Source organism: Terrisporobacter othiniensis (genome assembly GCF_000808015.1).
Classification (GTDB): domain Bacteria; phylum Bacillota; class Clostridia; order Peptostreptococcales; family Peptostreptococcaceae; genus Terrisporobacter; species Terrisporobacter muris.
In genome coordinates this window covers 13,477-28,056 of sequence record NZ_JWHR01000133.1, presented here as the reverse complement: position 1 = coordinate 28,056, position 14,580 = coordinate 13,477, and the positions used below count along the sequence as shown (strand labels likewise).

Genomic DNA, 14,580 nt, shown 5'->3' with positions numbered 1-14,580 from the left:
AATATGAACAACAAACAACAACATCAAGATCACGACTATTCATTAGAGGCGATACCACAAGTAGCAAAGAAAGGATTCTTATCGATGTTAGTGGTAATGCTAGGATTTGCATTCTTTTCTGCGAGTATGTTGGCAGGAGGAAATATAGGAACAAGTCTTAATATGGGAGACTTTATAAAGGCGGTAATATTCGGAAATATTTTATTATGTATTTACACAGGGCTTTTAGCTTATATAGCAGGTGATACAGGACTTTCAACTCACTTACTTGCAAGATACTCATTTGGAGAAAAGGGTTCATACCTTTTATCATTCTTAGTTTCAGTAACACAAGTAGGTTGGTTTGGAGTAGGTGTTGCAATGTTTGCAATACCAGTTTCTAAAGTAACAGGAATAAACTTATGGACATTAATAATAGTTTCAGGATTATTTATGACAGCAACAGCATACTTTGGAATGAAGTCACTTACAATATTAAGTATGATAGCAGTACCTGCAATAGCTATACTTGGAAGTGTATCAGCAGGAAAAGCAATAACAGATGTAGGTGGAATAGCAGGATTATTATCTATAGAGCCAACAGGAAGTATGACAATGAGTGCTGCTTTGGCAGCAGTTGTAGGTACATTTATAAGTGGTGGTACTTTAACACCAGATTTTACAAGATTCTCAAAGGATAGAAAGACAGCGGTATCAACTACTGTAATAGCTTTTTTAATAGGAAATTCATTAATGTTAGCTTTTGGAGCTATAGGAGCTATGGCAACTGGACAAGCTGATATATCAGAAGTTATGTTTGCACAAGGTTTAATAATACCAGCAATAATAATATTAGGACTTAATATATGGACAACAAATGATAATGCATTATACGGTTCAGGACTTGGGTTTGCAAATATAACTAAGCAACCTAAGAGTAGAATGGTTATAATAAACGGTATAGTTGGAACGCTTTTAGCAATGATTCTTTATAATAACTTTATGGCTTGGTTAAACATGTTAAACTCATTTATACCAGCGACAGGAGCAGTTTTAATAGCGGATTACTTAATAATAAACAAAGGAAAATATACTGACTTTAAAACAACTAAATTTAAATCAGTAAATATAAATGCAATAATAGCTTGGGTAGCAGGTGTAATAGGAGCTTATACAATTCCTGGAATAACTCCAGTAAACTCAGTATTAACGGCAATAATAACTTATGTAGTATTAACAAAAATAACAGTGAAAAAAGAAGTAAAATTAGAAGTTGAGGAAAAAATAGCAGCATAATATAAACTTAGCGAGGTAGTAATATCATAGCAAGTATCTTAGGAGGATAAACAGATGTTAATAAAAAGAGCAAAACTAAGAAATAATGACAACTTAGTAGATATACTAATAGAAAACGGTGTAATAACTAAAATAGAAGAAAATATAGAAGTAGCAGGTGAAGAAATCATAGATGCTAATGGATTTTTAGTAGTACCACCATTTATAGAACCACATATTCACCTAGATACAACTTTAACAGCAGGAGAGCCTAAGTGGAACGAGAGTGGAACTTTATTTGAAGGAATTGAGCGTTGGTCAGAAAGAAAAGAATTCTTAAGTATAAAAGATGTAAAAACTAGAGCAAGAAAAGCTATATCTTGGCAAGTGGCAAACGGAATTCAATTTATAAGAACTCACGTAGATACCACAGATCCACAGCTTACTGCAATGAAAGCTATGATAGAACTTAGAGAAGAATTAAAAGATTATGTAACTTTACAAATAGTTGCCTTCCCTCAAGAAGGAATACTTTCATACCCTAATGGATTAGAATTATTAGAAGAATCATTAAAGCTTGGAGCCGATGTAATAGGTGCTATACCTCACTTTGAATTTACAAGAGAATACGGAGTAGAAAGTATAAATAAAATGATGGAACTTGCTAAAAAATATGATGTATTAGTAGATGTTCACTGTGATGAAATAGATGATGAGCAATCAAGATTTATAGAAGTTCTAGCAACTAGAGCTTATGAATACAACATGGGGCATAAGGTAACTGCAAGTCATACAACTGCAATGCATTCATACAATGGGGCATACACATATAAATTATTTAGACTACTAAAAATGAGCGGAATAAACTTCGTTGCTAATCCTCTTGTAAATATACATCTTCAAGGAAGGTTTGATACTTATCCAAAGAGAAGAGGTATCACAAGGGTTAAGGAAATGGTCGAAGCAGGGATTAATGTATGTTTTGGTCACGATGATATAATGGATCCATGGAACCCACTAGGAACAGGAAATATGTTACAAGTCCTTCATATGGGACTTCATGTATGTCAAATGATGGGGTATAGTGAGATAAATGAATCAATAGATTTAATAACTAACAACTCTGCAAGAACTTTAAATATAAGTGATAAATACGGTATAGAGGTTGGAAAGCCAGGTAATATGATTATACTTCCAGCAGAAAGTGAGTATGATGCTATAAGAAGGCAAGTAAAAGTTTATTATTCAATTAGAGAGGGAAGAGTTATAGCTAATACAACGTTAAGTGAAACTACTGTTGATTTTGGAAGTAGACAAATAATTGACTTTAAAAGATAATTTAAAAGCATATTGATGTAATCATCAATGTGCTTTTTTAGTATAAGCTTAATTAATATTAGTATAAATATAAAAGGTGTAGTATGAAATAAAATATTTTATTTCATACTACACCTTTTTAAAAGTCTAAATTATTTACTACAGATTTTTGCAGAAAGATTAGTGCATGTGATTTTTAGTAAGAAAATCTTATTTAAAGCTTCATTTTTAAAGTCATTCTTATCCTTAGAAGTATAATGTTCCATTATTTTATTTAGACCATGGATTTTGTCATAAATATTATGTATAAACTCAACTTTACCTGGAGACATTATGCTAAAGTATTCAAGTCCAAATTCACAAGGAGTATTACCTGCAATAACATCTTTTTCATTATCAATTTCAATAAATACATTTGGATTTTCATCTAAAATATCAAGTTTTTTACCTTTATTAGTACAATGGCAATAAAGAATAAGTTCCCCATCCTTAAACTCATAGCCATAATTTAAAGGAACTAAATAAGGTACATCATCTTTACACATGGCAACTCTGACAACTTGACATTTAGAGATAATATTTTTGATTACATCGATATCTTTGACCGCCTTATCATTTCTTCTCAAAATCCCATCCCCTTAAAATATAATTTACTAATGTAATAATTATAGCACTATTAAATGTAAAAAAATGTATTTGAAAAATATACAGAATATTAAAAAATTTTGTTATTTATATAGTAAAAATAAAAAGTCAATAAAGGAATACATCCATCATTGACTTAATTATTTTATATTAATTTTTAAACGTTAAATCTCCAGTTAACTACGTCACCATCTTGCATTACGTATTCTTTACCTTCAAGTCTAACTTTACCTTTTTCTCTAGCATTAGCTATAGAACCACATTCAACTAAATCTTTATAGTTTACTATTTCACCTCTTATGAATCCTTTTTCCATATCAGAGTGGATTTTACCGGCTGCTTGTGGAGCTTTAGTTCCTATTGTTATAGTCCAAGCTCTAACTTCTTGAACACCAGCAGTTAAGTAAGACATAAGTCCAAGCAGAGAGTAAGAAGATTTTATTAATTTATCAAGACCAGATTGCTCAAGTCCTAATGATTCTAAGAATTCTTTCTTTTCTTCTTCTGATTCTAATTCTGCTATTTCTGATTCTATTTGAGCACAAACAACAACAACTTCAGCATTTTCTTCAGCAGCAAATTCTCTAACTTTGTTAACATATTCGTTGTTTTCGCCTTCATCAGCTAAATCATCTTCACAAACATTTGTAGCATATATTACTGGCTTAGAAGTTAATAAATTTAAAGTTTCAACAAATTCTCTTTGATCATCAGTTAAGTCCATAGTTCTAACTGATTTATTTTCTTCAAGAACTGATAATATTTCTTTTAAGAATTCTACTTCAGCAGCGATAGACTTATCAGCTTTAGCAGCTTTACTACTTTTTAAGATTCTTCTTTCTAATATTTCTATATCAGAGAATATTAATTCTAAGTTTATAGTTTCTATATCTCTAAGTGGGTCAACACTTCCATCCACGTGAACAACGTTTGGATCATCGAAACATCTAACAACATGAACTATAGCATCAACTTCTCTTATGTGAGATAAGAATTTGTTTCCTAAACCTTCACCCTTTGAAGCTCCTCTAACAAGACCTGCTATATCACAGAATTCTATTGCTGTTGGGACAACTTTTTTACAATCGTACATTTCTCTAAGTACTTCTAATCTTTCATCTGGAACAGAAACAACACCTACGTTTGGTTCTATTGTACAGAAAGGGTAGTTAGCAGATTCAGCTCCTGCTTGAGTTATAGCATTAAATAGTGTACTTTTACCAACGTTTGGTAATCCAACTATACCTAATTTCATATTAATAATCTTCCTTTCTTATATGAATTTACATATTTGTCAATTTTATTTATACATAAATTGTAAACACATCTTAATATTTTCTAGACATACATATTGATTATACATCATAATCTTAATATGTGTAAACACGTTTGAATTAAGTTATTATTTGTAAAATACATTATTTTTGTAAGAATTTATATTATTAATGGGATTTTAACTTAGATTTTAGCATATCCTAATAAAAAATGTTCAAATAAAATAAAAATAAGTATTTTAGAAAATAATAAAAGATATATAATTAAGTAAAAGGAAAAATTTTGAATATATAAATCATTTATTGTATATACAAGTTAGTACTCATAATAGGAGGTAAAAATGAAAAAAAATAAAACAATAAACTTAGGTAAAGGCATTAATCTGACTTTAATACCAGAAGAAAAATTCAAAACAAACTTAGTAAGTATTTATATCCAAAGATTATTAGATAAAGAAGAAGTAACAATGAATGCTATACTTCCTTCTATAATAAAAAGTGGGAGTGAAAAATACCCAAGTGCTAGAGAAATGTCTAAGCATCAAGATGATTTATATGGAGTTTCTATAGGTGCTGATAGTAGTAAAAGAGGTGAAACACAAGTCATTACTTTTAAAATTATTAGTACTGATGAGAAATATTTAGATGAAAAGATATTTAAACCAGTGGTTGAATTTTTAGATGAAGTAGTTAATCATCCTTTAGTTATAGATGGCGGATTTAAAGAAGAATATGTGAAAATTGAAAAAGAAAATTTAAAAAATAGAATAGAGTCTATTATAAATGATAAAGGAAGATATGCTATTGAGCGTGCTCGTGAAGAAATGTTTAAAGACGAAAGATATGGAATTAGTGATTTAGGCTATTTAGAAGATATCGATAAAATAACAGCAAAAGGTCTTTATGAACATTATATGGAAATTATGAAAACTTCTCCTATAGACATAGTTGTAGAAGGTAATTTTGATGAAGAAGAAATAGTAAAGATAATATCTGACGGATTTAACTTTCATAGAGAAAATATAATAGAAATACCTAGAGCAGATTTCAATAAAAGGGTGGAAGAAGTCAAAGTAATAAAAGAAGATATGGATATAACTCAAGGGAAACTTGTTATGGGATTTAGATGTAACATTGACTATAAAGATGAACATAAATATTATTCTTTATTTGTAGGGTCTAATGTGCTTGGCGGAGGTCCTCATTCAAAGTTATTTGTAAATGTTAGAGAGAAAGAAAGTTTATGTTATTATATTTATTCTTCACTGGAAAAATATAAGACATCAATGTTTATAGCTTCTGGAATAGAAAATGCGAACTATGATAAAACAGTTAAGCTAATTAAAGAACAATTAGAATACTTAAAAGAAGGACAAATTTCACAAGAAGAATTATTAAATAGCAAGAGCGCCTTAATAAGTTCATTAAAAACAATAAAGGATTCAATAGGAGGAGCATCTGATTTTTACTTCTCGCAAAGTATGGGTCAAACAAATGCAACTGTGGAAAAGATTATAGAGAGAATAGATAAAATTACAGTAGAAGATATAGTTGATGCATTTAAAAATATTCAATTAGATACTATATACTTTTTAAGTAATAACAAGGAGGCATAATAATGGAAAAAATAGTTAATGAATTATTAAAAGAAGAATTATATTATGAAAAATTAGAAAATGGTTTAGATGTTTATTTTATGCCTAAAAAAGGATTTACTAAAAAATATGCTGTCCTTGCAACTAATTACGGATCAAATGATTTAGAATTTATACCTATAAATGAAAAAGAAAAGATGATAGTGAATGCAGGTATTGCACACTTCTTAGAACATAAAATGTTTGAACAACCAGATGGTGGAAATGCATTTGATAAGTTTTCGAAGTATGGAGCTAATGCCAATGCTTTTACAAACTTTACTATGACAGCTTATTTATTTTCTGCCACAGAATATTTTTATGAATGTTTAGAACATCTGATAGATTATGTTCAAACACCATATTTTACAGATGAAAACGTAGAAAAAGAAAAGGGAATAATAGAACAAGAAATAAAGATGTATAATGATGACCCAGAGTGGAATGTATTCTTTAATGCATTAAAAGCAATGTATATAAATCATCCAACAAAAATAGATATTGCAGGTACTGTAGATAGTATTTATAAAATAACTAAAGAAGAGTTATATAAATGCTACAATACATTTTATAACCCAGGAAATATGATTTTATTTGTTGTAGGTGATTTAAATGAAGAAGAAGTATTTAATCATGTAAGAAAAGCTAATCATAAAGATATACAAAAACTTCAAGAAGAAATTGTAAGATTTTATCCAGAAGAACCTAATGAAGTAAAACAAAAAGAAATAGTAGAAAAATTTCCTATATCGATGCCAATGTTCTCTATTTGCTTCAAAGATGATAAAGTAGGAATAAAAGGTAAGGAATTGTTAAGATATGAAGTAATGACAGATATTCTTACTGATATGTTATTTAAAAAAGGTAGTGCCATATACGAAGACTTATATATGCAAGGACTTATAACTCCAAGTTTTGGTGCAGGATTCTCTTCACAAATAGACTATTCATATACATCTATAGGTGGTGAATCAAAAGATCCTCACAAGGTAAAAGAAATTATTATGTCTTATATTGAAAAATTCAAATGTGAAGGTCTAGATAAAGAAGGGTTTGAAAGAACAAAGAAAAAACACATAGGTAACTTTATAAAATATTTCGACTCAGTTACTTTTATAGCTAATAATTTTATAACTTATAAATTTAAAGGCATAAATTTGCTTGATTACGTAGAAGTCATGAAAGAAATTACATTTGAAGAGGTTACTGAAAGATTAAATAATCACTTTAAAGAAGAAAATTGTGTAATATCTATTGCAGAGCCTAGATAATAATTATATAAAAATGAAAATGTAATAAAATAAAGGATAATTGTAGGGTTTTAATTAAAAAGGTAATTTTAGTTAAAAATACACTTTAATTATCCTTTTTTTAGTTGTAAAATATTTATTAATTCATTATAATTAAGGCATTCTATTTTTTTATTAAGAAGAAACTGATATAATAAAGAATGAAAAATATAATTATTTAGGGTATAAGGAGGCTATGTTTTATGATTGATATACATTGCCATATTTTGCCTGAGGTAGATGATGGTTCACGAAGCTTGAATGAGTCGATAGAAATGGCACTAATAGCTAGGGAACAAGGTATAAAAAAGATTGTTAATACATCGCATTATCATCCAGATTTCAGGTATAAAAAAGGCGAAGAATTATTAAAAGAGCTAAAAGACTTTAATAATGTTTTAAAAGAAAATATGATAGATATTGAAGTATTAATTGGGAATGAAATTTACTATACTAAAGATTTAATAAAGCAAATTGACGAATTAGATTTTTACACTTTAAATAATAGTAGATACATACTAATAGAGCTTCCTCCTACAAATTTTCCAAGTGATTTATGTAATATAGTGTATGAATTAAAAGAAAAAAACTATATACCAGTTTTTGCACATGTGGAAAGATATATAGAAGTTCAAGAAAATCCGGATTTAATATATGATGTTATTAATGCTGGAGCTATAATACAAATAAATTCTCATAGTATTTTAGGTAAAAGTGGAAAAGAATTGCAAAGAACTTGTGATACATTAATAAATAGAAATATGGTTCATGTAGTTGGAACAGATGCTCATCGTAGCAAAAGAAGAACACCTATATTTTTAGATGCTTATAAATATGTATGTGAGAAATATTCAAAAGAAATTGCGGATAACTTATTTGTTAAAAATAATAATGCGATAATAAATAATGAGGATTTAAATATATCAAAACCTTATAAAGAAGAAGTAAGGAAAAAAGGATTTTTTAAAAGATTATTTAAACTATAAGAGGTGAAATAATGGATAGAGTGGCATTTACGATATTCGGATTAGATATAATGTGGTACGGCGTATTAATGGCATTGGCTATGATACTATGTGTGTTTATAGCATTAAAAGAAGGAAAAAGAGTAAAAATAAGTGAAGATGATTTATTAAATTTAGCCATAATTGCTATACCATGTGGACTTTTAGGTGCAAGGCTTTATTATGTTATTTTTAATTGGTCTTGGTATTCAAACCACTTATCTGAAATATTAAATTTCAGGGGTGGAGGAATGGCAATACATGGGGCTTTAATAGGTGGTATATTAGCAGGTTTTATATATACTAAGATTAAAAAGATTAATTTCTTCAAAATGGCTGATACTGTAATGATTGGTATTCCATTAGGTCAAGCTATAGGAAGATGGGGAAATTATATAAATGGAGAAGCTCATGGAGGTCCAACAAGTTTACCATGGGGAATAATTGTGGATGGAATAAAAGTTCATCCAACATTTTTATATGAATCTATCTGGGATTTAGGTATATTCATATTCTTATGGTGTTTTAGAAAAAAGAAAAAATATGAAGGTCAATTGGCTATAACTTATTTAATATTATATTCTATAGGAAGATTTTTCATAGAAGGACTTAGAACAGATTCTCTTATGATTGGTCAACTTAGAATGGCTCAAGTAATAAGTTTAGTAACAATTATAGTTTGTTTGATTTTACATAAAATATTATCAAAGAAGAAAAATAGAGGCTAACTAGTAACTCTTAAGGAGAAGAAAAAATGGAATTTAATCATGTGTCAGTACTACTAGATGAATGTATTGAAAATTTAGACATAAAAGAAGATGGAGTATATGTTGACTGTACCATGGGTGGTGCAGGTCATTCAAAAGAAATAGTAAAGAGATTATCTGATAAAGGATTATTTATAGGATTTGATCAAGATAAAAATGCCATAGCTACGGCAAAAGAAAGATTAGCTGAGTACTCAGATAGAGTAAGATTTGTACACAGTAATTTTGAAAATCTCAAATCAGAACTGGAAAAAATAGGTGTTTACAAAATAGATGGAGTACTTGCTGATTTAGGTGTATCTTCTCATCAACTTGATGAAGCTGATAGAGGATTTTCTTATATGCATGATGCACCATTAGATATGAGAATGGACGTTAGAAAAGATTTTTCTGCTTATGACGTGGTAAACACTTATAGTGAAGAACAATTAGCTAAGATAATCAAAGATTATGGTGAAGATAATTGGGCAAAAAGAATTGCAAAATTCATAGTAGAAGAAAGAGAAGCGAATGGTCCAATTGAAAAAACTGGTGAGCTTGTTGATGTTATCAAAAAAGCAATACCTAAAAAAGCTAGAATAGATGGACCACACCCTGCGAAGAGAACATTTCAAGCTATAAGAATAGAAGTAAACAATGAACTTGGTGTAATAAATAAAATGATAGAGGATGCTGTATCTATGATGAATAAGGGAGGAAGAGTTTGTATAATAACTTTCCATTCTTTAGAAGATAGAATAGTTAAAAATGAATTCAAAGACTTAGCTTTAAGTTGTGTATGTCCACCAGAGCTTCCAATTTGTCAATGTGATAAAAAGTCAGAAGTTAAGATTATAACAAGAAAACCAATATTTCCTAGTGATGAAGAAATTGAAAGAAATCCAAGAGCTAGAAGTGCAAAACTTAGAGTAGCTCAAAAAAAATAATTTTTTTATTGCAAGATAATAAAAACATGTATACAATTAACTTATTAAATTAATAGTAAAAAATCTTATCAAGAGTGATGGAGGGAATAGGCCCAAAGAAGTCCAGCAACCTATATTAGATAGGTGCTAAATCCTACTTATGGAAACATAAGAAAGATAAGAGATAAATCTTAGATTATTAAGACTCTTTTATCTTTAAGATAAAAGAGTCTTTTTTATATTATGAGATATAACTTGTAAGGTTTTTTATATATTGTTTAATATTATTTATATTAAATAACAAGGGGGATACAAATAATGAGTGAAAGAAAGTTAGGCTTTGCAACATTACAAATTCATGGGGGACAACAACCAGATTCATCTACGGGAGCTAGAGCAGTTCCAATTTATCAAACAACATCATATTGCTTTGAAAGTGTGGCTCATGGTGCAGATTTATTTGCTTTAAAAACAGATGGACATATTTACTCAAGAATATCAAATCCAACTGTGGCTGTATTTGAGGAAAGAATGGCACTACTTGAAGGTGGAGTAGGAGCTGTGGCTTTTTCTTCAGGAATGGGGGCAATAAATGCAGCTATATTAAATATACTTCAAGCTGGTGATGAAATAGTTGCTGCACCAACAATTTATGGTGGAACATTTAATTTATTATCAAATATGTTACCTAAACTAGGGATAACAACTCATTTTGTAAATCCTGATGATCCAGAAAGTTTTAGAGATGCTATAAATGATAAAACAAGACTTGTTTATGCAGAAACTATAGGAAATCCAGGAATAAATATTATTGATATAGAAAAAATTGCAGAGATAGCTCATGAAGCTAAAATTCCATTTATGTTAGATAATACTTTTGGAACACCTTATTTAGTAAAAGTATTTGATTATGGGGTAGACATAGTTGTTCATTCAGCTACAAAATTTATAGGTGGACATGGAACAACTTTAGGTGGAGTAGTAGTTGATAGTGGTAACTTTGATTGGATAGAAAGTGGAAAATTCCCATGCTTAACAGAACCAGACTTATCTTATAATGGATTAAATTATGCTAAGGATTGCGGAAAGTCAGCTTATGCTACAAAGTTATTGGCTCAATACTTAAGAGATACAGGAGCATCTCTAAGTGCACAAAGTGCATTCCAATTATTAATAGGACTTGAGACTTTATCTTTGAGGGTGGAAAGACATGTGGAAAATACTAAGAAAATTACAGAATTTTTAAATAATCACCCTAAAGTTGCTTGGGTAAACTATCCAGGTTTAAAAGGAAATAAATATTATGACTTAGGTCAAAAATATTTACCTAAGGGACCAGGGTCTATATTTACTTTTGGAATAAAAGGAGGATTGGAAGCAGGAATTAAATTTATAGAATCCCTTCAAATATTCTCTCACCTTGCTAATGTTGCAGATGCTAAATCACTGGTAATTCATCCAGCTAGTACAACTCATGCTCAATTAAATGAAAAAGAACAAGAATTGGCAGAAGTTACTCCAGATATGATAAGAGTTTCTGTGGGAATAGAAGATATAGATGACTTAATTTGGGATTTAAATCAAGCTTTAGAAAAAGCATCATTATAGAACTAAGAAAAAGGAAGGTGATAACATTCATCTTCTTTTTTATATTAAAGGGATTGAAACTTATGTATACAAAGTGAATATCTGCTATAATTGTTATTGGTAAAAATTTCAAGGAGGGTATACTATGGAAGTTACTTCAAAAGCAAATGGATATTTATTCTCTGATAAAAGTTTATATAAACTTATTTTTCCTTTAATAATAGAGCAATTTTTACTAGTGACAGTAGGTTTAGTTGATTCTATTATGATTGCAAGTATAGGGGAATCAGCTGTATCAGCAGTATCATTAGTAGATAGTATAAATATTCTTATAATGAATATTTTTACAGCTCTTGCAACAGGGGGAGCTGTTGTAGCAGGCCAATATTTGGGCCAAAAGAAAGAAGATAAAGCATGTAAAAGTGCAGATCAACTTATCCTTTTTCTATTTTTAAGCTCGATTACTGTCATGATAATTGGATATTTAAGCAAATATTTTATTCTTAATATAGTTTTTGGACACATAGAAAAAGATGTTATGAGCTATTCTAATACTTATTTAACTATAGTATTTATGTCAATTCCTTTTATAGCAATATATAATGGTGGGGCAGCACTATTTAGAGCTATGGGAAATTCAAAAATCACCATGAAAATATCAATTATGATGAACTTAATAAACTTTATAGGGAATTATTTTCTAATATATATTTTTAAGATAGGAATTGCAGGTGCAGCTATACCAACAGTTTTTTCTAGAGTTGTGGCTGCTGTAGTGATTTTTGTCTTAATAAGAAATGAAAATTTACAAATTCATTTATCTAAAAAAATATGTAAGAAGTTTGATAGAACATTAATTAGAAAAATACTTTATATAGGTGTTCCTAACAGTTTGGAAAATGGTATGTTTCAACTTGGAAAAATTATTGTGCTAAATTTGATTTCAACTTTTGGAACAGCAGCTATTGCAGCCAATGCTGTGGCAAATTCAGTTGGACTTTTTCAAATAATACCGGGTATGGCGATTAGTCAAGCAACCCTTTCTGTAACATCCCAATGCATAGGAGCAGGAGATTATAATCAAACAAAATATTATACAAGAAAATTAGTTAAAATATGTACCTTAAGCATATTATTAGCGGTTATAATTACCTTTATAAGTATGCCATTAATTTTAAAAGCATATAATTTATCTGATTATACAGCAAGGGTTTCAAGGAATATTATTTTTTATCATGGAAGCTTATCAATTATTATTTGGACTGTTTCTTTTGTACTTCCAAACACTCTTCGTGCAGCAAATGATGTTAAATTTTGTATGATAGTTGCTACTTTATCTATGTGGATTTTTAGAATTGGTTTCAGTTATATATTGGGAAGATATATGAATATGGGAGTTTTTGGTGTATGGGTAGCTATGAGTATTGACTGGATATTTAGAGCAATATTTTTTATTACTAGATATAAGGGAAGTAAGTGGAAATTGCATGAAATATAAAAAGCTCATTAAAAATGAGCTTTTTATATTGTTTGAATAGATTTAAAAGGAACTTCGTTATCATTTATTTTTAAAAGAATGGTATCAAAAAATATATTTTTATCGCTTGAAGAAGTAGTATTTTTTTCTCTTATAACATAAAGCTTATTGCTATCTTCTGAAGATGTTGAAGTATTACAACTTATTATTAGAGTTTTATTATCAAGTGTTGAATCTATATCTACATATTCATTTTTGAGACCTTTGAAAAAAATATATTTATTACTATCTGTTATTATTTGATAAACACCTTCTTCTAAACTTTCATCATGTATTACATCCAATATTTTTTTATTATTTAGTGAACTTATATCTACAGAATACAGGGAAACAGGGTTGTCTTCATTTGAATTTTTATTGCAACCATAAAAAATAATAGTAGTAGATATTAATATAATCAATAACAATGACTTTCTCATATATACCTCCTTTTATTGAAACATAAAAATATTTTTTTATTGTAAAAGTACACCTATAAGCAAGCAGTTTTCATCGATATTAAATGTGGAAGTATGTATGGGAGAATTAATAGTATCATTAGCACATCCTATATTGAAAAAAGCACCCTTTGTTTTTTGTAAAAAATACGCAAAATCTTCAGCTCCCAAGGAAGATTTATCCTTTATAATTACGTTATCATTACCTAAAAGTTCAACTCCATTTCTTATGATTTTACTTACTAACTCTGCATCATTTATTAAGGGAGGTATGCCTTCTTTTATATCAATAGTAATGGAACTATTGAAAGTCTCGCCAACATGAGTGCAAATTTCTTTTATTCTTTTCTTTGATAAATTTCTATCCTCATTATTTAGTGTTCTTAAGGTTCCCACTAAATTAACTTCGTCGCAAATTATATTTCCTTTTTCTCTACCCAAAATTTTACCAAAGGTGATGACGACGGAGTGATTGGGATCTATATTTCGGCTTACAATAGTTTGTAAGGATGAAATTAAATAAGATGAAGTAACTATTGCCTCAATACCCTCATTAGGATAAGCTCCGTGACTTTTTTTACCTTTTATAGTGATATGCAATCTATCAGTGGAAGCTGCCATTATACCTGCTTTTACTTCCATAGACCCACATAAGAGGTGAGGAGCAACATGTAATGCAAAGATATAGTCTACTTTTGGGTTTTCTAAAACGCCATTATTTATTATTATTTTACCACCACCAATCTCTTCTCCAGGTTGAAAAATAAACTTAACATTTACTTTTAACCTATATCTAAATTTATTTAATATTTTACAAAGTCCTAGGGCTATTGTTAAATGAGCATCATGACCACAAGCATGCATTATACCTTTATTTTCAGATTTATAATCTATATTACACTTTTCTTCTATGGGTAAACCATCCATATC

At 29.0% G+C, this 14,580-nt stretch carries 13 protein-coding genes and 1 riboswitch; of the genes, 9 read left to right on the top strand and 4 right to left on the bottom strand.

Going from position 1 to position 14,580, the window contains the following annotated elements; all coding sequences use genetic code 11:
• Positions 1 to 3 precede the first annotated feature (3 nt).
• Positions 4 to 1,275, top strand: a complete 1,272-nt coding sequence (codB, locus tag QX51_RS16555; protein WP_039681010.1) for a cytosine permease — start codon at positions 4 to 6, stop codon at positions 1,273 to 1,275.
• A gap of 54 nt (positions 1,276 to 1,329) precedes the next feature.
• Positions 1,330 to 2,592, top strand: a complete 1,263-nt coding sequence (gene codA / locus QX51_RS16550) for a cytosine deaminase (RefSeq protein ID WP_039681009.1) — start codon at positions 1,330 to 1,332, stop codon at positions 2,590 to 2,592.
• A 131-nt stretch (positions 2,593 to 2,723) separates the two neighbouring features.
• On the opposite strand, the gene QX51_RS16545 is transcribed toward codA, so the two are convergent.
• A complete protein-coding gene (locus QX51_RS16545; protein WP_039681008.1) occupies positions 2,724 to 3,197 on the bottom strand; it encodes a pyridoxamine 5'-phosphate oxidase family protein in 474 nt (157 codons plus the stop codon).
• A gap of 176 nt (positions 3,198 to 3,373) precedes the next feature.
• On the bottom strand, positions 3,374 to 4,471 hold the full coding sequence (gene ychF / locus QX51_RS16540) for a redox-regulated ATPase YchF (protein ID WP_039681007.1): 1,098 nt from the start codon (positions 4,469 to 4,471) through the stop codon (positions 3,374 to 3,376).
• Between the two features lie 360 nt (positions 4,472 to 4,831).
• Between ychF and yfmF the strand changes: the two genes are divergently transcribed.
• From yfmF to QX51_RS16505, 7 genes are all read left to right on the top strand, one after another.
• Positions 4,832 to 6,106 (top strand): EF-P 5-aminopentanol modification-associated protein YfmF, encoded by a 1,275-nt coding sequence (yfmF, locus tag QX51_RS16535; RefSeq protein ID WP_039681006.1) that lies wholly within the window; start codon positions 4,832 to 4,834, stop codon positions 6,104 to 6,106.
• A 2-nt stretch (positions 6,107 to 6,108) separates the two neighbouring features.
• Positions 6,109 to 7,395, top strand: a complete 1,287-nt coding sequence (yfmH, locus tag QX51_RS16530) for an EF-P 5-aminopentanol modification-associated protein YfmH (RefSeq protein WP_039681005.1) — start codon at positions 6,109 to 6,111, stop codon at positions 7,393 to 7,395.
• Between the two features lie 221 nt (positions 7,396 to 7,616).
• Positions 7,617 to 8,399 carry a tyrosine-protein phosphatase gene (locus QX51_RS16525; protein ID WP_039681004.1) on the top strand — a complete coding sequence of 261 codons (783 nt, stop codon included), beginning with the start codon at positions 7,617 to 7,619 and terminating at the stop codon, positions 8,397 to 8,399.
• 11 nt (positions 8,400 to 8,410) lie between these two features.
• The gene (gene lgt, locus QX51_RS16520) at positions 8,411 to 9,145 is read left to right on the top strand and encodes a prolipoprotein diacylglyceryl transferase (protein WP_039681003.1); all 735 of its coding nucleotides are present in this window, start codon (positions 8,411 to 8,413) and stop codon (positions 9,143 to 9,145) included.
• Between the two features lie 26 nt (positions 9,146 to 9,171).
• A complete protein-coding gene (gene rsmH, locus QX51_RS16515) occupies positions 9,172 to 10,110 on the top strand; it encodes a 16S rRNA (cytosine(1402)-N(4))-methyltransferase RsmH (protein WP_039681002.1) in 939 nt (312 codons plus the stop codon).
• A 62-nt stretch (positions 10,111 to 10,172) separates the two neighbouring features.
• Positions 10,173 to 10,273, top strand: a riboswitch (SAM riboswitch).
• Positions 10,274 to 10,407: 134 nt separating this feature from the next.
• Positions 10,408 to 11,697: an O-acetylhomoserine aminocarboxypropyltransferase/cysteine synthase family protein gene (locus QX51_RS16510; protein WP_039681001.1), complete on the top strand. Its 1,290-nt coding sequence runs from the start codon at positions 10,408 to 10,410 to the stop codon at positions 11,695 to 11,697.
• Positions 11,698 to 11,821: 124 nt separating this feature from the next.
• Positions 11,822 to 13,174: an MATE family efflux transporter gene (locus tag QX51_RS16505; RefSeq protein ID WP_039681000.1), complete on the top strand. Its 1,353-nt coding sequence runs from the start codon at positions 11,822 to 11,824 to the stop codon at positions 13,172 to 13,174.
• Positions 13,175 to 13,197: 23 nt separating this feature from the next.
• Here QX51_RS16505 and QX51_RS16500 read toward each other — a convergent pair whose 3' ends face one another.
• Together QX51_RS16500 and QX51_RS16495 are read right to left on the bottom strand one after the other, a co-directional pair.
• Positions 13,198 to 13,632: a hypothetical protein gene (locus tag QX51_RS16500; RefSeq protein WP_039680999.1), complete on the bottom strand. Its 435-nt coding sequence runs from the start codon at positions 13,630 to 13,632 to the stop codon at positions 13,198 to 13,200.
• Positions 13,633 to 13,668: 36 nt separating this feature from the next.
• On the bottom strand, positions 13,669 to 14,577 hold the full coding sequence (locus tag QX51_RS16495) for a M20 metallopeptidase family protein (RefSeq protein WP_330376099.1): 909 nt from the start codon (positions 14,575 to 14,577) through the stop codon (positions 13,669 to 13,671).
• Positions 14,578 to 14,580 lie beyond the last annotated feature (3 nt).

What these genes read in the sequence shown, in the direction of transcription:
- codB (WP_039681010.1), top strand. Translation starts at nt 4, where the DNA reads ATGAACAACAAACAACAACATCAAGATCACGACTATTCATTAGAGGCG.
- codA (WP_039681009.1), top strand. Translation starts at nt 1,330, where the DNA reads ATGTTAATAAAAAGAGCAAAACTAAGAAATAATGACAACTTAGTAGAT.
- ychF (WP_039681007.1), bottom strand. Translation starts at nt 4,471, where the DNA reads ATGAAATTAGGTATAGTTGGATTACCAAACGTTGGTAAAAGTACACTA.
- yfmF (WP_039681006.1), top strand. Translation starts at nt 4,832, where the DNA reads ATGAAAAAAAATAAAACAATAAACTTAGGTAAAGGCATTAATCTGACT.
- yfmH (WP_039681005.1), top strand. Translation starts at nt 6,109, where the DNA reads ATGGAAAAAATAGTTAATGAATTATTAAAAGAAGAATTATATTATGAA.
- QX51_RS16525 (WP_039681004.1), top strand. Translation starts at nt 7,617, where the DNA reads ATGATTGATATACATTGCCATATTTTGCCTGAGGTAGATGATGGTTCA.
- lgt (WP_039681003.1), top strand. Translation starts at nt 8,411, where the DNA reads ATGGATAGAGTGGCATTTACGATATTCGGATTAGATATAATGTGGTAC.
- rsmH (WP_039681002.1), top strand. Translation starts at nt 9,172, where the DNA reads ATGGAATTTAATCATGTGTCAGTACTACTAGATGAATGTATTGAAAAT.
- QX51_RS16510 (WP_039681001.1), top strand. Translation starts at nt 10,408, where the DNA reads ATGAGTGAAAGAAAGTTAGGCTTTGCAACATTACAAATTCATGGGGGA.
- QX51_RS16505 (WP_039681000.1), top strand. Translation starts at nt 11,822, where the DNA reads ATGGAAGTTACTTCAAAAGCAAATGGATATTTATTCTCTGATAAAAGT.
- QX51_RS16500 (WP_039680999.1), bottom strand. Translation starts at nt 13,632, where the DNA reads ATGAGAAAGTCATTGTTATTGATTATATTAATATCTACTACTATTATT.
- QX51_RS16495 (WP_330376099.1), bottom strand. Translation starts at nt 14,577, where the DNA reads ATGGATGGTTTACCCATAGAAGAAAAGTGTAATATAGATTATAAATCT.